15 protein-coding genes are annotated in these 19111 nt (G+C 57.0%); 6 read left to right on the top strand and 9 right to left on the bottom strand.

The window, feature by feature from the left end:
* Positions 1 to 242 precede the first annotated feature (242 nt).
* The 6 genes from E4T63_RS24680 to E4T63_RS24655 are packed head-to-tail and all read left to right on the top strand — an operon-like array spanning position 243 to position 8964.
* Positions 243 to 1781 carry a type I restriction-modification system subunit M gene (locus E4T63_RS24680; RefSeq protein ID WP_135296642.1) on the top strand — a complete coding sequence of 513 codons (1539 nt, stop codon included), beginning with the start codon at positions 243 to 245 and terminating at the stop codon, positions 1779 to 1781.
* Positions 1778 to 2983, top strand: coding sequence for a restriction endonuclease subunit S (locus E4T63_RS24675; RefSeq protein WP_135296641.1), 1206 nt, complete (start codon positions 1778 to 1780; stop codon positions 2981 to 2983). Before E4T63_RS24680 ends, E4T63_RS24675 begins: the two co-directional genes overlap by 4 nt.
* 3 nt (positions 2984 to 2986) lie before the next feature.
* The gene (locus tag E4T63_RS24670) at positions 2987 to 3817 is read left to right on the top strand and encodes a hypothetical protein (RefSeq protein WP_167797086.1); all 831 of its coding nucleotides are present in this window, start codon (positions 2987 to 2989) and stop codon (positions 3815 to 3817) included.
* 1 nt (position 3818) lies between these two features.
* Positions 3819 to 7229, top strand: a complete 3411-nt coding sequence (locus E4T63_RS24665; protein WP_135296640.1) for a DEAD/DEAH box helicase family protein — start codon at positions 3819 to 3821, stop codon at positions 7227 to 7229.
* Between the two features lie 54 nt (positions 7230 to 7283).
* A complete protein-coding gene (locus tag E4T63_RS24660; protein ID WP_135296639.1) occupies positions 7284 to 8048 on the top strand; it encodes a YaaW family protein in 765 nt (254 codons plus the stop codon).
* Positions 8041 to 8964, top strand: a complete 924-nt coding sequence (locus tag E4T63_RS24655; RefSeq protein WP_135296638.1) for a hypothetical protein — start codon at positions 8041 to 8043, stop codon at positions 8962 to 8964. The genes E4T63_RS24660 and E4T63_RS24655 overlap by 8 nt, the downstream gene beginning before the upstream one ends.
* A gap of 358 nt (positions 8965 to 9322) precedes the next feature.
* Here the strand turns inward: E4T63_RS24655 and E4T63_RS24650 are convergent, their stop codons facing one another.
* The 9 genes from E4T63_RS24650 to exaC all read right to left on the bottom strand — a co-directional run bounded on the left by E4T63_RS24650 (position 9323) and on the right by exaC (position 18934).
* The gene (locus tag E4T63_RS24650; protein WP_027612915.1) at positions 9323 to 10069 is read right to left on the bottom strand and encodes a S24 family peptidase; all 747 of its coding nucleotides are present in this window, start codon (positions 10067 to 10069) and stop codon (positions 9323 to 9325) included.
* A 223-nt stretch (positions 10070 to 10292) separates the two neighbouring features.
* Entirely contained in the window at positions 10293 to 10820 is a 528-nt protein-coding gene (ppa, locus tag E4T63_RS24645) for an inorganic diphosphatase (RefSeq protein WP_008052339.1), read from the bottom strand.
* A 112-nt stretch (positions 10821 to 10932) separates the two neighbouring features.
* A complete protein-coding gene (locus tag E4T63_RS24640) occupies positions 10933 to 11745 on the bottom strand; it encodes a zinc-dependent peptidase (RefSeq protein WP_027612913.1) in 813 nt (270 codons plus the stop codon).
* Positions 11746 to 11749: 4 nt separating this feature from the next.
* Positions 11750 to 12400: a DedA family protein gene (locus E4T63_RS24635; RefSeq protein WP_003228594.1), complete on the bottom strand. Its 651-nt coding sequence runs from the start codon at positions 12398 to 12400 to the stop codon at positions 11750 to 11752.
* A 346-nt stretch (positions 12401 to 12746) separates the two neighbouring features.
* Positions 12747 to 13208, bottom strand: a complete 462-nt coding sequence (locus tag E4T63_RS24630; protein ID WP_003228592.1) for a GNAT family N-acetyltransferase — start codon at positions 13206 to 13208, stop codon at positions 12747 to 12749.
* A 114-nt stretch (positions 13209 to 13322) separates the two neighbouring features.
* Positions 13323 to 14147, bottom strand: a complete 825-nt coding sequence (gene eutC / locus E4T63_RS24625; protein ID WP_098965793.1) for an ethanolamine ammonia-lyase subunit EutC — start codon at positions 14145 to 14147, stop codon at positions 13323 to 13325.
* Between the two features lie 5 nt (positions 14148 to 14152).
* Positions 14153 to 15547 (bottom strand): ethanolamine ammonia-lyase subunit EutB, encoded by a 1395-nt coding sequence (locus E4T63_RS24620; protein WP_096796313.1) that lies wholly within the window; start codon positions 15545 to 15547, stop codon positions 14153 to 14155.
* A gap of 192 nt (positions 15548 to 15739) precedes the next feature.
* Positions 15740 to 17110: an ethanolamine permease gene (gene eat / locus E4T63_RS24610; protein ID WP_098965792.1), complete on the bottom strand. Its 1371-nt coding sequence runs from the start codon at positions 17108 to 17110 to the stop codon at positions 15740 to 15742.
* 303 nt (positions 17111 to 17413) lie between these two features.
* Positions 17414 to 18934, bottom strand: coding sequence for an acetaldehyde dehydrogenase ExaC (exaC, locus tag E4T63_RS24605; protein ID WP_025108675.1), 1521 nt, complete (start codon positions 18932 to 18934; stop codon positions 17414 to 17416).
* Positions 18935 to 19111 lie beyond the last annotated feature (177 nt).

Genomic DNA, 19111 nt, shown 5'->3' with positions numbered 1-19111 from the left:
GAGTATAAATTAACGCTCGCTGAGGATGCCTTCGAGAGTAAGCGGTGATGCCGTGAAAGCGTAAGCCGCTGTGTCCCAGCACACTCACACATTGAATGACTGACCGGAAAGGGTTTTGTCCTACAGAACATCCCTGCGCAATAAATTCCGTCGTCTGGCATACGCAAGCTTTGCCCAGGCGCTATCATCCCCCACTTTTTAGCGCCTGCTGATCGGGCGCGTGAGCTATGGAGCAACACACGGTGATTACCGGCGAACTCAAAAGCAAAATCGACGCTATCTGGAATGCCTTCTGGTCGGGCGGTATCTCCAACCCGATGGAGGTCATGGAGCAGCTGACCTATTTGCTGTTCCTGCGTCGTCTGGATGAGTTGCACACCCTGGAAGAGAACAAGTCCAATCGTCTGAAACAGCCGATGGAGCGCCGTATCTTCCCTGAAGGCCTCGACGCGCGGGGCTGCAATTACAACGATTACCGCTGGTCGCACTTCAAGAACCTGGCCCCGGCGGACATGTTTGAAGTCATCGCCGATCACGTGTTCCCGTTCCTGAAAACCATCGGCAGCGATGACTCCACCTACAGCCATCACATGCGTGATGCGCGCTTCACCATTCCGACGCCGGGACTACTAGCCAAAGTGGTGGACTTGCTCGACGACATCCCGATGGATGATCGCGACACCAAGGGCGACGTCTACGAATACATGCTCGGCAAAATCGCCAGCGCCGGGCAGAACGGTCAGTTCCGCACACCACGACACATCATTCAGTTGATGGTTGAACTCACCGCGCCGCAGCCGAACGACGTGATCTGCGATCCGGCCAGTGGTACTTGCGGCTTTTTGGTCGCGGCGGGTGAATATTTGCGTGAGAAGAATCCGAGCCTGCTGCTGGATGCTGCACAGCGTGAGCATTTCCACCATGGCATGTTCCATGGCTTCGACTTCGATAACACCATGTTGCGGATTGGCAGCATGAACATGATGTTGCACGGGGTGGAGAACCCGGATATTCGTTATCGCGACTCTCTGGCGGAGAATACGGCAGGGGAGGCCGAGCATTACAGTCTGATTCTTGCTAACCCGCCGTTTGCCGGAAGTTTGGATTACGAAAGCACGGCGAAAGACCTGCAGAAAATAGTTAAAACCAAGAAAACCGAGTTGCTGTTTTTGGCGTTGTTTTTACGATTGCTTAAGCCAGGTGGTCGTGCGGCTGTGATTGTTCCTGATGGTGTGATGTTCGGGTCGAGTAAGGCGCATAAAGAGTTGCGTCGTATGATCATTGAAGATCATAAGCTGGATGGGATTGTAAAACTTCCCAGTGGGGTGTTCAAACCTTATGCTGGCGTTGCGACCTCTATTCTTCTATTTACAAAAACTAACTCTGGCGGTACTGATAACGTCTGGTTTTACGACCTGCAGGCTGATGGGATGAGTCTTGATGACAAAAGACTTCCACTTCTAACTGATGACAAGTTAGGAGTTTCGCCTAGTGCTGTGCTGACTGATGAAGAGCGCGCTAAGAATAACTTGCCTGATGTTCTCGTTCATTGGCGTGAACGGAAAGGAGAGGAACTCCTACGTCCGCGAACGGCCCAAAGCTTCTGCGTCCCCAAATCGGAAATAGTTTCTCAAAAGTATGATTTAAGTCTGAGTCGCTATAAAGAAGTTGAATGCGAGGAAATAGTCCATCGTAGTCCAGACGAGATTTTGGAGCGATTGAGTGCCTTGGAAGTTGAGATTAGTCAAGGAATGCATAGTTTGCGGGAGATTTTTAGATGAGTGGCTTGCCGTCAATTGAGTTGGAGAGCTTGCTTGAACCTGTCAAGACATGGAATCCAAAAACTGCCAAGGATGTAGATAAATTTGTATATGTTGATTTGGGCGCTATAGATCAAAAGTGCAAAAAAATAGTTGGTCAAAAAGAAATTTCCTGCAGAGAGGCGCCTAGCCGAGCAAGACAGGTTGTAAAAGCGGGTGATGTTCTAGTTGCAACGGTTCGACCAAACTTAAATGCAGTTGCGATTGTTCCGGAAGAGCTCTCAGGGGCCACTGTCTCAACCGGGTTTTGTGTTTTGCGTCCAATTCCAGGCGTGCTCGATTCTCAATATCTCTTTCATTGGGTAAAGACAAAGCTATTTGTCCAGAGTATGGTCAGGCAAGCGAGTGGCGCTAGTTACCCGGCTATAAGCGATCGTATCGTGCTTAATTCAAAAATTCCTTACTTGGAGTTTATGGGTCAGAGGGAAGTCGCGTCTGTTCTTGATTGCGCCGATTTACTTAGGGAGAAACTTCAAAATTCTGTCGCGGAGCTGGATGCTCTAATAAGTTCCACGTTTGTGGAGTTGTTCGGGTGGGGGCAGCAAGCTCCTGTAACTATTGGGGATTCTCTTGAGGCGCACCCTAATGGCTGGAAATGGGAGTTATTGACAGATGTTGCACGATTGGCGACAGGTCATACTCCCGATCGGCAGAATGAAGAATACTGGGGTGGTGATATACCATGGTTGTCATTAACGGATATTAGGAGGCTTGATTTAACGGTTGCCCGAGAAACGAGCGAGCGGGTCACACAACTCGGAATAGATAATTCCTCCTCCGTTAAGCTCCCAGTGGGAACTGTTTGTTTTTCTCGCACGGCATCTATTGGTTTTATCACTGTCATGGGGTGTGAGATGGCGACATCTCAAGATTTTTTTAATTGGGTCTGCGGCAGCAATTTAGAGCCTCTCTACTTGATGTATGCGCTTTTCATGTCTCGTTCGAGGCTTCGGTTGCTCAGCACCGGTTCTACGCATAAAACTATTTACTTTCCTACTGCGGAAATATTTCGCGTGTTAGTTCCTCCTGTTGAGCTGCAGAAAAAATTCGCTCAGCAAGTCATCAGTATTAAGGAGTTAAGAGAACTTCAGATGCGTCGGTTATCTGAGCTCGATATTTTGTATTCTTCTCTCCAACACCGCGCCTTCCGAGGCGAACTCTAACCCATGCGCGTCTCCCCGCTCCCCGTCTGGTCCCGAACCTGGCGCGAGCTCTGGAGCCCCTTGGCGCGGCACGGATCGGCGCCGGCCGATCTGTTCTGCGAGTTGTATCGGGCGTTGATGTCTGCCTTAAAAACGCCCCCATCCATGGCCGCTCTGGCCGAGATCATCGATGACCCACCTCAAAGCGTTCGAGCCTTCCGGCAGATCAGCGGCGATGACCTGATCGACGAATCATCCCTGCTGAGCTTCCTGCAAACCGCCTATGAAGTGCTCGACGAACTGGCCGGCGATGCACTGGCCAATGCGTATTTCAATCGCCTCGCCAACTTCATCGTCACCTACAACCTCAACTACGAACTGCGCCGCCCCTGTCGGTTGTATCCGACAGTCCCCGGCCTGTTCGCCAATCTGGTTCAAGGCCTGCGCAACAGCAACGCTGAGCATCCGCACCTGCATACCCTGCAAAGAGATTTTGACGAAGCCTTCCGCGACCTGCACGACAGGGGCGGTGAAGGGCGAATCAAAACCTGCCTGCAAAAACAGATCAATCTGCTGGAAGCCCTCGGCCGCAGCAATCCGCAGGTCAATGAATACGCACTGTCGAGCATCTGCGACCAACTCCCGCATTGGCCCCACGCCAAGGTTCGCCAAGCGCTGAAAAGCCTCTATGGTTTCACCTGCGACTATCCCGGCATCCGCCATGGCGGTAAGCCCGGTAGCGTTGAAGGCAATATAGAGATGCGCGATATGCTGGCACTTTGTATCCTATTCACCGGATTCACCCCCTACCTGACCGATCGGCTGGACGTTGCCGCCATATTTCAAGGACGTTGATATGAGTAACTTTGCCTTCTTGCGCGCTGAATGGCCCGGGCTGCATGCCGAGGCGCTGAAGGCTGAAGCCAATGTGCTGGCGGATCCGCGCACGTCCTGCTTCTATGCCCGGCGCACGCTGGAGTTGCTGGTGGCGTGGCTGTTTCAGGCTGATCGCAGCCTGAAACAGCCGTACAAAAGCGACTTGTCGGCGTTCCTGTTTGAGCCAACATTCAAGACCCTGACCGGGCCGATGCTCCACGCCAAAATGGAAGTCATCCGCAAGCGCGGTAACGATGCCGTGCACAGCGCCCGGCAAGTGCGCGAGCAAGACGCCAAAGCGGTGCTGAGCGAACTGTTTCATGTGGCTTATTGGTTGGGACGGCATTACGCACGCAGCGCGGCGGGCAAACCGGATGGCGCATTAAAGTTCGACTCGGCGCTATTGCCCAAGCCGCCGCAAATCGCCGCCACGCAAACTCAGGCGCAACTGCAAAAGCTTGAACGCGAACTGGCTCAACGAGACGCCGCGCTGGCGCAAGCACAGAAGAAAAATGCCGCGCTGGATCAAGAACTGGCCCAGCTACGTGCTGATGTGGCCGCTGCAAAAGCCGCCAACGCCAGTCAGCCGGATAACCACGATTACAACGAAGCACAAACCCGTGACCTGTTTATCGATCAGTTGCTGCACGAGGCAGGCTGGCCACTGAATGCCGCCCGTGATCGCGAGTTCGAAGTCGCGGGTATGCCAAATAGCAAAGAACAAGGTTTTGTCGATTACGTGCTGTGGGGTGACGACGGCAAACCGCTGGCGTTGATAGAAGCCAAGCGTACGCAGCACGATGCCCGCAAGGGGCAGCAACAGGCCAAGTTGTACGCCGATTGCCTGGAGGCGATGTTCGGCCAGCGCCCGCTGATCTATTTTACCAATGGCTACGAACACTGGCTGTGGGATGACTTGCTTTACCCGCCACGCCTCATTCAGGGCTTCCACAAGAAGGCCGAATTGGCGCTGCTGATTCAACGTCGTAGCAGCCGCAAGAAGTTGGGCGAGGCGACGATTGATCCGCTCATTGTCGAGCGGCACTACCAGCAACGGGCCATTCGCCGTATTGGTGAAACCTTCGAGCAGGATCACCAGCGCAAAGCGTTGGTGGTCATGGCGACCGGGGCCGGCAAGACCCGGACAGTCATCGCTTTGAGCGATTTGCTGATGCGCTGTAATTGGGCCAAACGCATTCTGTTTCTGGCAGACCGAGTGGCCTTGGTCAATCAGGCTGCGAATGCGTTCAAGAAATTTTTGCCCAACGCGGCGCCGGTCAATCTGGTGACTGAGAAGAACACCGAGGGACGAGTCTACGTCTCGACCTACCCAACGATGATGGGCCTGATCGATGAGAAGCAGGAAGGGCAGCGGCGCTTCGGTGTCGGTCATTTCGATCTGATCATCATCGATGAGGCGCACCGTTCGGTGTACCAAAAGTACGGCGCGATTTTTTCCTACTTCGACGCGTTGCTGGTGGGACTGACCGCAACGCCTAAAGATGAAATCGACCGCAATACCTACAGCCTGTTCAACCTCGAAAGCGGTGTACCGACCGATGCATACACGTTGGATGACGCGATTGCCGAGCGCTATTTGGTCAGGCCGCGTGGGGTTTCGGTGCCGCTAAAGTTCCAGCGCGAAGGGATCCGCTACGACGAGCTGCCTGAAGACGAGAAGGATCAATGGGACGAACTCGAATGGGGCGAAGAGCAAGAAGTCCCCGACGAGGTCAGTGCTGATGCAGTCAACCGCTGGTTGTTCAATACCGACACGGTCGACAAAGTGTTGCAAACGTTGATGGAGCGTGGCCACAAAGTGGCGGGCGGCGACCGGTTGGGCAAGACCATTATTTTCGCCAAGAACGATGCTCATGCTCAGTTTATTGCCGAGCGGTTCGACGCGAGCTATCCGGACAAGAAGGGTGCTTTCGCTCGGGTGGTGACTTATAAAACCGATTACGCACAATCCCTGATTGATGATTTCTCGATCAAGGACAAAGCTCCGCACATTGCCATTTCGGTGGACATGCTCGACACCGGGATTGATGTGCCGGAAGTGGTCAATCTGGTGTTCTTCAAGATCGTTCGCTCTAAAGCCAAGTTCTGGCAAATGGTTGGACGTGGTACGCGATTATGCGATGACTTGTTCGGGCCAGATCAGGACAAAGAAGATTTCTTCATCTTTGATTTCTGCCAGAACCTGGAATATTTCAACCAGAACCCTGAGCCAACTGAGGGCACGTTGAGCGAGCCACTGGGGCAGCGTTTGTTCAAAGCGCGTTTGCAGGTGTTGGCGGCGCTGGATCGACGCCGAAAGAGTGTTGATGCCAGAGAGTCTTGCGGCACCTACTCCATCATCTATAGCGACGATGAACTGCGTGATGACATTGCCCGTGGTTTACACGAGCGAGTCAGTGCCATGACGCTGGATAACTTTGTGGTTCGACCAAAGCGTTACTGGGTTGAGCGGTTCTCCGCTGCCAGTATCTGGAAGGATCTCGGTGACACCCAACTGCAGGAGCTTGCCGAGCATCTGTCCGGGCTACCGACTCAGTTGGCGGAGGAGGATGAGGAAGCCAAACGTTTCGACCTTTTGCTACTGAGACTGCAGCTTTGCGTTCTCAATGCCGAGCCAGGCTTCGCCAACTTGAGCGAAAAGGTTCGGGAGCTGGCTGAGGCGCTGTTGGGCCAAAGCAACATCCCGGCAATTGCTGAGCATTTGCTGATGGTCGAGGCCGTGGCGAGTCAGGAATGGTGGGAAGACGTAACGGTTTCTATGCTCGAGCAGGCACGTCGCAAACTACGGAGCTTGATCAAGTTGCTGGAAAAGGGACGAGGTGTTCGCGTCTATACCGATTTTGAAGATGAGCTGGGCCAAATCGACGAAGTGATCATGCCTTCGATGGTGAACCCGGCAAGTTTCGAGCGTTTTCGTGACAAGGCCCGTGCGTTTCTGAGGGCGCATCAGGATCATTTGTCCTTGCAGAAGCTGCGACGGAATCAGCCGCTAACTGCGCTGGATCTTGAAGCGCTTGAGCAGATGTTGGTTGAAAGCGGGGCGGGTGCAGGCGAGATCAGTCGAGCGCGTGAACAAGCTAAAGGCTTGGGTCTGTTCATTCGCTCCTTGGTTGGATTGGATCGCGACGCGGCAACTGATGCGCTATCGGCTTTTTTGGCAGGAAGAGCACTGAATGCCAGCCAGATCGAGTTCAGCAATTTGGTGATACAGCACCTCACGGAACATGGGGCGATGGATGCGAATCTGCTCTATAAATCGCCGTTCACCGATATCACCCCTAAAGGGCCAGATGACTTGTTCGACTCAAAACAGGTGGATGAGTTGTTTGCGGCGCTTCAAAAGATTGAGGCAGGTGCCCGCGTAGCTTAAGGCTCATCACTGCATTTATAGAAATGGATTAAAAGGATTAAAAGGAGCTGCACGATGACTTCAATTTCAACCAAAGACGTGATGGCAAAAGCTTCGAATGAGGATCTAAAACCTCTGGTCGAATACATTCTTAAAGCCAGTACGACCGAAAGCTTGTCTGGGAAAGAACTCTATAAAGCGCATAACCCCAATCATCAACGCTATACCGGTCTGATACTCAATGAGATCCGTTTGTTCGGAGGCAATAGTTTCGTCAATCTCTTCCGCAGCGAGGGGCCGGAATACCATGAGGTTGTGAAGGATGTAGCCAGCAAATTTGGCGTAAAAGAAATCGATTCCTTTAGTCTGGTTCAACTCGAGGAAGAACTGATTCAGAAAATTTTGCGTGACGCGCTGAAAAAAGCTGAAGGGCAAGAGCGTGCGGACATGGAAGCTATTCTCAAAGAGGCAGGTCTTGGTAAAAGTGATCTGAGTGCGTTGCTCTCTGGCGCGTCTCTCCTGACTCTATTGGGAGCCAGGGCAGCAGGCGTAGTCACCTACCAATTGTCGGCAATCATTGCCAGTGCGATGGCCAAACAGCTTTTGGGCTATGGCATCACATTGGCGGCCGGTGGTGCAGCTAGCGCTGCGCTCGGCCGTGGTTTAGCTGTTTTCATGGGGCCAATCGGATGGATCCTCACCGGCATCTGGACTGCCATTGATTTGGCTGGCCCCGCGTTCCGAGTGACTGTGCCCTGCGTTCTGCATATCGCGATGCTCAGGCAGAAAATGATGTGTGCTCAGATGAGCTCGGTATTTGAGGGCGCTTTCGATGATTGATTTGAGCGTTGTATTTAAAGTGCCGGAGTGGCTCGCGGCTGGACTTCAGTCTGGTGAGCTTGAGCGTGTCGGCGGTGTGATCCGGGATAAGGTCACGAAAAAGGTCGTTGCCTGGTTGAGAGAGGGTGATTCTGTCAGTACTGAGCCGCCATCAGAAGTGCTCAATGGGCAGTTGTCGAAGTTGATGATGCAAGGCCAAGTGTTGATGGGACTTCAGGTCGCCAACCTGGTTGTGAGTGCTGTCGGCTTTGCCATGATTTATCGAAAGCTACAGGGAATTGAGCGGCAACTTTCCGTTATTGGCGATGCTGTAAATGAGGTAAAGGGAAATCAGAAGTGGTTTGATGACAAGCAGTGGATCGCCAACTTTGCACCTGTGAGTGCAGCGATGAATACGCTGGCTGATCTTCAGCATTACGTTTCGCCCAAACTTGTTCATGAGAAGTTATCCACAGCTGAAACTCAATGCGCTGTTGGCCAGAATTATTTTCATGGTGTGGTTCGCAAGCTCACAGCCGATAACAAGGAGTATCTACGTGCCTTTGAGCTTTCGATGAGCTATCGCTCATGGTTGGCTTCAGGGCAGGGTCGAATTCAGGCGCTGTCGGAACTGGGTGAGCAAAAAGCTGCTCTCACTGTCGCTCAGAAACTCACCACTGATCACGCTGAGTTTGGGAAGACCCTTACGGCGATTTTGAGCGATCCATTGCGACGTTTCGTTCCCGGAAACTACGACCAGCAGGCCAGCGCCAGTTTGATCGACCTAGCCAGTCAGGCAACACACGTGCATCAAGTATTGAAGGGGAACGTGCTGCAGCTTGATTTCATGCACGAGAACAAGCTGCTGCCGTCTGATTTGCCATCGGCTGAAGAGTTGGATCAGCAAGGAATGTTGATCTACCTCGCTAATCGCTGAGGGGGGGCTTTCAGGCAGGCATTAAAAAGCCGGCTTGTGGCCGGCTTCTCGGGGACTGGCTTGGTTTATTTTTGGTAAACCGCGTCAGCCTTCAAAACGTACACCCGGATCTGCGTCCGGCTGTGGGACTTGGTCAGACGTTGGTCTGCCGCGTCAGGCGTCATCTGAGCCGCGGGAGCGGGTCGATGCGCAAATGTGGGGCGCAGGATACTGAGTTTTGTCGGGGATTCCCAGCCTCAACTGCGGAATAGAGCCACCGCGGGGGGCAAAATTCGTAATTTGTACTGATTTTCGGGGCCTCTTCGCGAGCAGGCTCGCTCCCACAGGGTTTGGTGCAGGGTTGAAGATCCGTATCCGATCAGAGAAACGGCACCACCGGCCGGCGTTTACCCAGGGTCGACCACCAGAATACCCAGCCCAGAATGTGTATGCGCTGCTCATCGATCTGCGCTGCGCGGAAGATTTCGTCCGGGTATTCGGCGCTGTTGTGGCTGCGCAGGCGCAGGGCGTTGCCGGGCATGCGGTGCAGGTATTTGATGCGCAGCATGCCGTCGTGTTCGATGGCGTAGATTTCGCCGTCGACCACCTGGGTCAGGCCGCGGTCGATGCCGACGATGGAGCCGTCTTCGATGCGCTCGGCCATGCTGTTGCCGATCATGTGCGCGCAGATGGCGTCGCTTGGGCGGATTTCCAGTTGGGCGAGATGGGCCCGGGGCAGGCGGACGGTCTGCTCGGGGTCGAGGATGACGTGGGTTTTGTCGGCGCCGGCGCTGAGAGGTGTTTCCTTGAAAAACGGCAGTTCGATGTCGTTGGGGTTGATGATGGAATAGACGCCGTTGACGGACTGCGCGTCGAAGGTGTCGCCGTTGCTGGCAGGCGTTTGCAGGCGGGGTGACTCTTTGCTGCCTTCGCCGGTTTTCAGCCACTCGCTGTTGACCGAGAGCAGGCGTGAAACTTCCTCCATGCGATACGCCGGGACGCCCCGGGTGTACCAGTTATGAATGTTTTGGGCTTCCGTGCCCCAGAACTTTGCGAATCCCGTGGTGGTGATGTTCGCTGCTTCCAGGAGTGCCTTGAATCTTGGACCGCTAGTGTTCTTTCTCATAAACACCGAGTCTACGGCCGTGCCAGAGCGGTTTGAATAAACCGGCTGTTCAAAAAAAGCCTGTATTTTGCGACTGGATGTAAGACGTGCTTGTGGGAAATCACTCACTTCGAAACTTTTCTGTAGTCCGCAATAAACACACTGTTTAAAGCGGCGTTTCTCAGGCACAAAAAACCCCGGATCAACCGGGGTTTTCTTCAAGCGTCATGCAGCCAGCCGGCCCTTAGCCCTTGTAGGCAGCAACCGACTTGGTGATCGCGTCGCGAGCGGCATCAGCGCCAGCCCAGCCTTCGATCTTGACCCACTTGCCTTTTTCGAGATCTTTGTAGTTCGCGAAGAAGTGCTCGATCTGCTGGATCAGCAGCGGTGGCAGGTCGGTGTATTCCTTCACGTCGACGTACAGCTGGGACAGCTTGTCGTGTGGGACTGCGATGACTTTGGCATCGCCGCCGCCGTCGTCGGTCATGTTCAGGATGCCGACTGGACGTGCGCGAATCACCGAGCCTGGAGCAACCGGGTAAGGTGTCACGACCAGCACGTCGAGGGGATCACCGTCGTCAGCCAGGGTGTTCGGGATGTAACCGTAGTTGGCCGGGTAGAACATTGGTGTGGCCATGAAACGGTCAACGAACAGGCAATCGCTGTCTTTGTCGATTTCGTATTTGATCGGCGCGTGGTTGGCCGGGATCTCGATCGCGACGTAGATGTCGTTCGGCAGGTCTTTGCCAGCCGGAATCTTGCTGTAGCTCATTGGGCGTTGCCCCCGTAGTTGACCAAAAACACTTGGCCGGATTGACCAAAAAGTGGCGGCGATTATAGGCATATTCCTACGTCGACGCCACGTACCAGAAGTCGTGCAGCGCTTACTCGTGCGCCTGATAGACCGGGTCTGTGGCCTGAAGTTGCCGCAGCCTGCCCAACGGATCCTGCCGGTAGAAAAGCTGCAGTTGCAAGTAGACCTGTGGATAAGCCGCGTGCAGCAGATCCGGAGCGCTGAAGAAGTATTCGCTGGTGACCGCAAAGAACTCCGCCGGGTTTTCCGCGGCGTACGGGTCGATGGCGGTTTCGGCATCGGGATTGCGGTCGAGCTGGCGGTTGAGGTCATCGTAGGCGTGTTGCATGACCTCGGCCCAGTCGCTGACGCGCATGTCGGCGTGCAGCGGCGGCAGGCCGTTGGCGTCGCCGTTGAGCATGTCGAGTTTGTGCGCCAGTTCGTGGATCACCAGGTTGTAGCCTTCCCAGCCACCACTGGCCATCACCCCCGGCCAGGCGAGGATGATCGGCCCCTGTTGCCAGGCTTCGCCGCTGTGCTCGCCGTCCCACTCGTGCTCGACGCCGCTGGCATCGCGATGCCGTTGCGGGCTGAGGAAGTCGTCGGGGTAGAGGACGATTTCGTGGAAACCCTGATACCAGTTCAAATCGCCCAGATTGAGCAACGGCAACTGGGCCTGGGCGGCGAGCAGCAGGCGTTGTTCCTGATGCAGTTCGACACCGGGCAGGGCGGTCAGGTGTTTTTCTTCGAGAAACAGCACGCTGGCTTCACGCAACCATTGGTCTTCGGCGGCGCTGATGCCGTCGAGAAAGCTCAGGTGATGGCGCACCCGTTGCCATAGGTCGTCGGCAATCGGGTGCCTGGCCAGAATGCGCCGGCGACGCCAGGCGCTCAGTGACCACATCGGATCAGTGGGTTTCGGCTTTCGCGCCGCCGAAACGGCTGCGCACCACACCGATGATCATCGGCACCAGCGACAGCAGGATGATGCCGACCACCAGCAACGACAGGTTCTTCTTGATGAACGGCACGTTGCCGAAGAAGTAACCCAGGGTCACCAGGCCGCCGACCCAGAGGATGGTGCCGAACACGCTGAACGCGAAGAAACGCGGGTAGGGCATCTTCCCGACGCCGGCGACGAACGGGGCAAATGTACGGATGATTGGCAGGAAGCGCGCCAGGGTCACGGTTTTGCCGCCGTGCTTGTCGTAGAAATCGTGGGTTTTTTGCAGGTAGTCGCGACGGAAGATTTTCGAGTTCGGGTTGCTGAAGAGTTTTTCGCCCGCCGTTCGGCCAATCACATAGTTGGTGCTGTCGCCGAGGATCGCCGCGAGCATCAGCAGCCCGCCCAACAGCACCGGATCCATGCCACCGCCCGCCGCCACGGCACCGGCGATGAACAACAGCGAATCACCCGGCAGGAACGGCATCACCACCAGACCGGTTTCACAGAAGATGACAGCGAACAGAATCGCGTAGATCCACGGCCCGTAGTTGGTGACCAGCAAATCGAGGTACACATCGAGATGCAGGATAAGGTCGAGCGGGTTGAAATCCATGGGGGCACCTGTGGTGACGGCCCGACTCGGCAGGCCTGTGCGGATGATTCGGGTGTAAGCCTACAGCGAGGTGTAGTTTTTCTTACAAGCCGGAAAGCTCGGGATTATACGGTCTGAGAGGTGAAAAGCGCGTTGGTTTTGTAGCGAGGGATGTCGGGGTGTGAACAAATGTCAGGCAGGCATTGATGGTGGCGGCAAGGTTGGTGTGGCGAGGGAGCTTGCTCCCGCTGGAGGGCGAAGCACTCCCAAGCCTTGATTTGCCTGACCTGTTGAGATGACTGAGGTGGGGCCGCTTCGCAGCCCGGCGGGAGCAAGCTCCCTCGCCACAACAGGCCCTTGATGAGTGCTAGAGCTCGTCGCTGATCGGCAGCACGTAGTTCTTGAACTCGGTGTCTTCCTTGAAGCCAATGGATTCGTAGGTTTTCTGCGCCACCTCGTTGTTGCTGCTGGTGGAAACGCGCATGCGCACAGCCTGGGTTTCCTTGGCCATTTTCTTCGCGGTGCGGATCAGGTTGTCGGCCACCAGTTGGCGGCGGGCGTCTTCGGCGACATAGATGTCGTTGAGGATCCACACGCGCTTGAGCGACAGCGAGGAAAAGCTTGGATACAGCTGGCAGAAACCCATGAGCTTCTTGTCGTCATCATCGGCCAGGGCCAGATAAATCACCGACTCCTTGCGACGCAGACGTTTTTCGAGAAACGCGCGGGAGGAATCCGGGTAGGGCAGGGAACCGTAGAACTCGCGATATTTGACGAACAACGGGGTCAGCAAATCCAGGTGTTCGAGGGTCGCTTGAATAATCCGCATGATAGGTCTCGTCTTCAAGTGGCTGTCTTCAACTGCTCTGACGGCGATGGGAAACCCTGCGGCCGTGCATCGATCCTGCCTGAAAGCAGCGCAGAAACGCAATGCGGAAACGGTTCAGGTTGTGGGCGGATCGAGTAGGAAGTTTCCCTTCATGTCCGCACCGGCGTCCGACTCCAGCGTCTGCACCTGTGCTTCGTCCTTCAGATTGACCCCCGACAGCTGCCGCCGGCAGGCTTCGCGCATCAGATACAGCAAGCGATGCGCCGCCATGCCGTAGCTCAAGCCCTCAAGCCGCACGTTGGAGATGCAATTGCGGTAGGCGTCGGTCAGCCCGATCTTTGGATTGTAGGTGAAATATAACCCCAGGCTGTCGGGCGAGCTGAGGCCCGGGCGCTCTCCGATCAGCATCACGACCATTTTTGCACCCAGCAACTGACCGATCTCGTCACCGATGGCCACTCGACCCTGCTCCACCAACACCACGGGGGCAAGCGACCAGCCGTCGGCGCTCATCTGCTCCTCCAGGCGGGTCAGAAACGGCAGGGTATGCCGATGCACCGCCAGTGCCGACAGGCCGTCCGCCACCACAATCGCCAGATCGACCCCGCCGGGGTTGGCCTGCGCGTAATCCCGCAGGCTCTGCGCCGAGGTGTCGCTGAGCTTGCGCCCCAGATCCGGGCGTTGCAGGTAGCTGTTGCGATCGGTCGCCGCGCTGTGCAGCAACAAACTGTCACGCCCGCGCTCGCTCAGTTGCGCGCTGAGCCCGGCATGATCGAACGGCAGATGCACCGCATCCCGCGCCTGGGCGTGGGCGAACTGGAAATCCAGCTGGGCGCTGGTTGGCAGGCTGGTGCCGGTACGGCCCAGAGCGATGCGCGCCGGGGTCAGGCGGCGCAGTTCCAGCCACGGGTTTTGCGGGTCGACAGGCGGTTTTTCCATAACACTCATCCCAGTTGCGCCAGCGCCTGGCGGAAGGCCGGCGGCAGGTTGTTGCCAAAGCGAACCTTGCCGTCCGCCTGGGTGAAAATGCCCATGTTCGCCAGCCATTGCTCGAACTCCGGCGCCGGTTTCAGGCCCAGGGTCTGGCGCGCGTAGAGCGCGTCGTGAAACGAGGTGGTCTGGTAGTTGAGCATGATGTCGTCGGAGCCGGGGATGCCCATGATGAAGTTGATTCCGGCCACACCGAGCAGGGTCAGCAGGGTGTCCATGTCGTCCTGATCGGCTTCGGCATGGTTGGTGTAGCAGATGTCGCAGCCCATCGGCACGCCGAGTAACTTGCCGCAGAAGTGGTCTTCGAGGCCGGCGCGGATGATCTGTTTGCCATTATAGAGGTATTCCGGGCCGATGAAGCCGACCACGGTATTCACCAGAAACGGCTTGAAATGCCGCGCCACGGCGTAGGCCCGGGTTTCGCAGGTCTGCTGGTCGACACCGTGGTGGGCGTTGGCCGACAGCGCGCTGCCCTGACCGGTTTCGAAATACATCAGGTTCTGCCCGAGGGTGCCGCGCTTCAGGCTCAGCCCCGCGTCATAGCCTTCCTGCAATACATTGAGGTTGATGCCGAAACTGGCGTTGGCCGCTTCGGTGCCGGCGATCGACTGGAACACCAGGTCCAGCGGCACACCCCGGTTGATCGCCTCGATCGAGGTGGTGACGTGGGTCAGCACGCAAGCCTGGGTCGGGATGTCGTAGCGCTGGATGATCGCGTCAAGCATTTCCAGCATCGCGCAGATCGAGGCGATGCTGTCGGTGGCCGGGTTGATCCCGATCATCGCGTCGCCATTGCCGTACAGCAGACCGTCGAGAATGCTCGCGGCGATGCCGGAGGGCTCGTCGGTCGGATGGTTCGGTTGCAGCCGGGTCGACAAGCGCCCGCGCAGGCCGAGGGTGCCGCGAAATTTTGTGACCACGCGGATCTTCTGCGCCACCAGCACCAGATCCTGCACGCGCATGATTTTCGACACGGCGGCGACCATTTCCGGGGTCAGACCGGGGGCGAGGGCGCGCAGGCTGGTTTCGTCTGCCGCGTCGCTGAGCAGCCAGTCGCGGAAACCACCGACGGTGAGGTGGCTGACCACGGCGAAGGCTTGTTTGTCGTGGGTGTCGATGATCAGTCGGGTGACTTCATCGGCTTCGTAGGGAATCAGCGCTTCCTGCAGAAAATGCGTGAGCGGGATGTCGGCCAGCGCCATTTGTGCAGCCACGCGTTCGCCGTCATTGAGCGCGGCAACGCCGGCCAGAAAGTCACCGGAGCGCGCCGGGCTGGCCTTGGCCATGACGTCCTTGAGGCTGTCGAAGCGGTAGGTCTGGGCGCCGACGGAATGGGCAAATGCGGCCATGGGGCGGTGTCCTCCTGATTCTGTGGGTAACTCGGTCTCCCTGTGGGAGCGGGCTTGCTCGCGAAAGCGTCGTGTCAGACGACATCGTTGTTGGATGACACGACGCCTTCGCGAGCAAGCCCGCTCCCACAGGGGGATTTTCATGCACTTCTATATAGCGGGCACCGGGCGACAGGCCCGGTGCCGGTGCAACTAGATACCTTCGAGCATAGCGTCTGCCGGGGCTTCGGCGCGTTGCTTGGCGGTGAGCTGAAAGTACAGATAACCAGCGGCCATGAAGCCAAGGAACACACAGCCGATCAGCGTGTTGAACCACGCCATCGCCACCAGGCACACCACCGCCAGAAACAGCGCAATTGCTGGCACCACCGGGTAGCCCGGGGCGCGGAAGGTGCGTTCCAGGTTCGGTTCGGTTTTGCGCAGTTTGAACAGGCTGAGCATGCTGATGATGTACATCACGATCGCGCCGAACACCGACATGGTGATCATCGCTGCGGTCAGGGTCATGCCTTGCAGATTGACCAGACCGTCGCTGTAGATCGCCGCGATGCCGATCACACCACCGGCGAGAATCGCCCGGTGCGGGGTCTGGAAGCGCGACAGCTTGGCCAGGCTCTTCGGCAGATAACCGGCGCGGGCGAGGGCGAAGAACTGCCGCGAGTAACCGAGGATAATCCCGTGGAAACTCGCCACCAGGCCGAACAGGCCGATCCACACCAGCATGTGCATCCACGATGAGTTGTTGCCGACCACCGCTTTCATCGCCTGCGGCAGCGGGTCATTGATGTTCGACAGTTGACGCCAGTCGCCGACGCCGCCGGCCATCACCATCACGCCGATGGCGAGGAACACCAGGGTCAGAATGCCGCTGACATAAGCCTTGGGAATCGTGCGTTTCGGGTCCTTGGCTTCTTCGGCGGCCATGGCCGCGCCTTCGATGGCGAGGAAGAACCAGATCGCGAACGGGATCGCGGCAAAGATTCCGGGGATCGAGCCCAGGGTGAACTCGTTGGCACCCGACCAGCCGTTGAGCACGAAGTTGCTGAAGCTGAAGCCCGGCGCGACCACGCCCATGAATACCAGCAGTTCGGCGACCGCCAGCACAGTGACCACCAGCTCAAAAGTCGCGGCAATGCTGACGCCTAGGATGTTCAGGGTCATGAACACGAAATACGCGCCGACCGCCGCGACCTTCGGATCAAGCTCCGGGTACTGCACGTTGAGGTAGGCGCCGATGGCCATGGCGATCGCCGGTGGGGCAAAAACGAATTCGATCAGCGTGGCGATGCCGGCAATCAACCCGCCTTTTTCGCCGAACGCCCGGCGGCTGTAGGCAAACGGTCCGCCCGCGTGGGGAATCGCGGTGGTCAGTTCGGTGAAGCTGAAGATGAAGCAGGTGTACATGGTCGCGACCATTAGCGCCGTGACCAGAAATCCGAGGGTGCCCGCGGTGCCCCAGCCGTAACTCCAGCCGAAGTATTCGCCGGAAATCACCAGGCCGACGGCAATACCCCACAAATGCAGGGTGCCGAGTGTGGGTTTGAGCTGTGTGGTGGAAGTCATAAGTCCTCTCTGTTTTTTATTGTTCGATCTGTTGGACTTTCGGGTGCAGTGGTTGAGGTGGATGGATGCTGTTCACGCAGCGGCAGTTTTTGTGCAAAACCTGAATGACGGGTACGCAAGGGCCGTGCCAGAGCGGCCAGGCCTTGTGTCGTGTCATTTAGGACGCCATCGCTGGCAAGCCAGCTCCCACAGGTTTATGTGGTGAACCCATTATTGAGATCGAATTCAGATCCCTGTGGGAGCGAGCTTGCTCGCGAAGGCGGTTGAACAGGCGACACAGAAATATCTGTATCGCCCCGGGTTTTAGAAGAAGCCCAACGGATTGATGTCGTAGCTCACCAGCAGGTTTTTGGTCTGCTGATAGTGATCGAGCATCATCTTGTGGGTTTCACGGCCGACGCCGGACTTCTTGTACCCGCCGAACGCGGCGTGCGCCGGGTACAGGTGGTAGCAGTTGGTCCACACACGACCGGCCTTGATCGCGCGGCCCATGCGGTAGGCGCGGTTGATGTCGCGGGTCCACAGGCCGGCACCGAGGCCGAACTCGGTGTCGTTGGCGATCGCCAGGGCTTCGGCTTCGTCCTTGAAGGTGGTGATGCTCACCACCGGGCCGAAGATTTCTTCCTGGAACACGCGCATTTTGTTGGTGCCCTTGAGCAGGGTTGGCTGGATGTAATAGCCGGTCGCCAGATTGCCCTCGAGTTTTTCCACCTTGCCGCCGGTCAGCAGCTCAGCGCCTTCACCCTTGGCGATTTCCAGGTACGAAAGAATCTTGTCGAATTGCTGCTCGGACGCCTGCGCGCCAACCATGGTGTCGGTGTCCAGCGGATCGCCACGTTTGATTTGCAGGACTTTCTTCATCACCACTTGCATGAATTCGTCGTAGATCGACTCCTGCACCAGCGCGCGGGACGGGCAGGTGCAGACTTCGCCCTGGTTGAAGAACGCCAGCACCAGGCCTTCGGCAGCTTTTTCGATGAAGGTCGGTTCGGCCTGCATGATGTCTTCGAAGAAGATGTTCGGCGACTTGCCGCCCAGTTCCACGGTCGATGGAATGATGTTCTCGGCGGCGCATTTCATGATGTGCGAGCCGACCGGGGTCGAGCCGGTGAAGGCGATCTTGGCGATGCGTTTGCTGGTGGCCAGGGCTTCGCCGGCTTCTTTGCCGAAACCTTGCACCACGTTGAGCACGCCCGGTGGCAGCAGATCACCGATCAGCTCCATCAGCACGCAGATGCCCAGCGGAGTCTGCTCGGCAGGCTTGAGCACCACGCAGTTACCGGCGGCCAGTGCCGGAGCGAGTTTCCACGCGGCCATCAGCAGCGGGAAATTCCACGGGATGATCTGCCCGACCACGCCCAGCGGTTCATGGATGTGATAGGCCACGGTGTTGCCGTCGATTTCGGCAGCGCTGCCTTCCTGCGCGCGCAGGCAACCGGCGAAGTAGCGGAAATGGTCGGCTGCCAGCGGGATGTCGGCGTTGAGGGTTTCGCGGATGGCTTTGCCGTTGTCCCAGGTTTCGGTGATCGCCAGCAGTTCGAGGTTCTGTTCGATGCGGTCGGCGATTTTCAGCAGGATCAGCGAGCGCGCCTGCACGGAGGTCGCGCCCCACGCATCGGCAGCGGCGTGGGCGGCGTCCAGTGCCTTGTCGATGTCTTCGGCAGTGGAGCGAGGAAATTCGGCAATCGGTTGGCCATTCACTGGCGAGGTGTTGGTGAAGTACTGACCTTTGACAGGCGCGACGAACTCGCCGCCGATGTAGTTACCGTACTTGCTCTTGAACGAGACTTTGGCGCCTTCAGTACCGGGGTGAGCGTAACGCATGATTTGTTCTCCTTGGCTTTGTACTTATTAGAGAAACGCGCAAGTGCGCTTGCTATAAGCGTAGAGCAAAGGTCGGGCCACTGCCGTGCAGGGCAGGCAAATCAAGGCTTTGCGTATTTTTTGTCGGACGGGCGGGCGGCGCCTGTGATGGTTTCGGTACAGAGGGGGTGACAGTTT

Origin of the sequence: Pseudomonas fluorescens, assembly GCF_004683905.1 — a bacterium.
GTDB lineage: Bacteria > Pseudomonadota > Gammaproteobacteria > Pseudomonadales > Pseudomonadaceae > Aquipseudomonas > Aquipseudomonas putida_A.
The sequence above is the reverse complement of the archived record's forward strand: the minus strand, read 5'-3'. Positions and strand labels throughout refer to the sequence as shown.

Coding starts and splice junctions, on each gene's coding strand:
- E4T63_RS24675 (WP_135296641.1), top strand. CDS start 1,778: ATGAGTGGCTTGCCGTCAATTGAGTTGGAGAGCTTGCTTGAACCTGTC.
- E4T63_RS24670 (WP_167797086.1), top strand. CDS start 2,987: ATGCGCGTCTCCCCGCTCCCCGTCTGGTCCCGAACCTGGCGCGAGCTC.
- E4T63_RS24665 (WP_135296640.1), top strand. CDS start 3,819: ATGAGTAACTTTGCCTTCTTGCGCGCTGAATGGCCCGGGCTGCATGCC.
- E4T63_RS24660 (WP_135296639.1), top strand. CDS start 7,284: ATGACTTCAATTTCAACCAAAGACGTGATGGCAAAAGCTTCGAATGAG.
- E4T63_RS24655 (WP_135296638.1), top strand. CDS start 8,041: ATGATTGATTTGAGCGTTGTATTTAAAGTGCCGGAGTGGCTCGCGGCT.
- E4T63_RS24650 (WP_027612915.1), bottom strand. CDS start 10,069: ATGAGAAAGAACACTAGCGGTCCAAGATTCAAGGCACTCCTGGAAGCA.
- ppa (WP_008052339.1), bottom strand. CDS start 10,820: ATGAGCTACAGCAAGATTCCGGCTGGCAAAGACCTGCCGAACGACATC.
- E4T63_RS24640 (WP_027612913.1), bottom strand. CDS start 11,745: ATGTGGTCACTGAGCGCCTGGCGTCGCCGGCGCATTCTGGCCAGGCAC.
- E4T63_RS24635 (WP_003228594.1), bottom strand. CDS start 12,400: ATGGATTTCAACCCGCTCGACCTTATCCTGCATCTCGATGTGTACCTC.
- E4T63_RS24630 (WP_003228592.1), bottom strand. CDS start 13,208: ATGCGGATTATTCAAGCGACCCTCGAACACCTGGATTTGCTGACCCCG.
- eutC (WP_098965793.1), bottom strand. CDS start 14,147: ATGGAAAAACCGCCTGTCGACCCGCAAAACCCGTGGCTGGAACTGCGC.
- E4T63_RS24620 (WP_096796313.1), bottom strand. CDS start 15,547: ATGGCCGCATTTGCCCATTCCGTCGGCGCCCAGACCTACCGCTTCGAC.
- eat (WP_098965792.1), bottom strand. CDS start 17,110: ATGACTTCCACCACACAGCTCAAACCCACACTCGGCACCCTGCATTTG.
- exaC (WP_025108675.1), bottom strand. CDS start 18,934: ATGCGTTACGCTCACCCCGGTACTGAAGGCGCCAAAGTCTCGTTCAAG.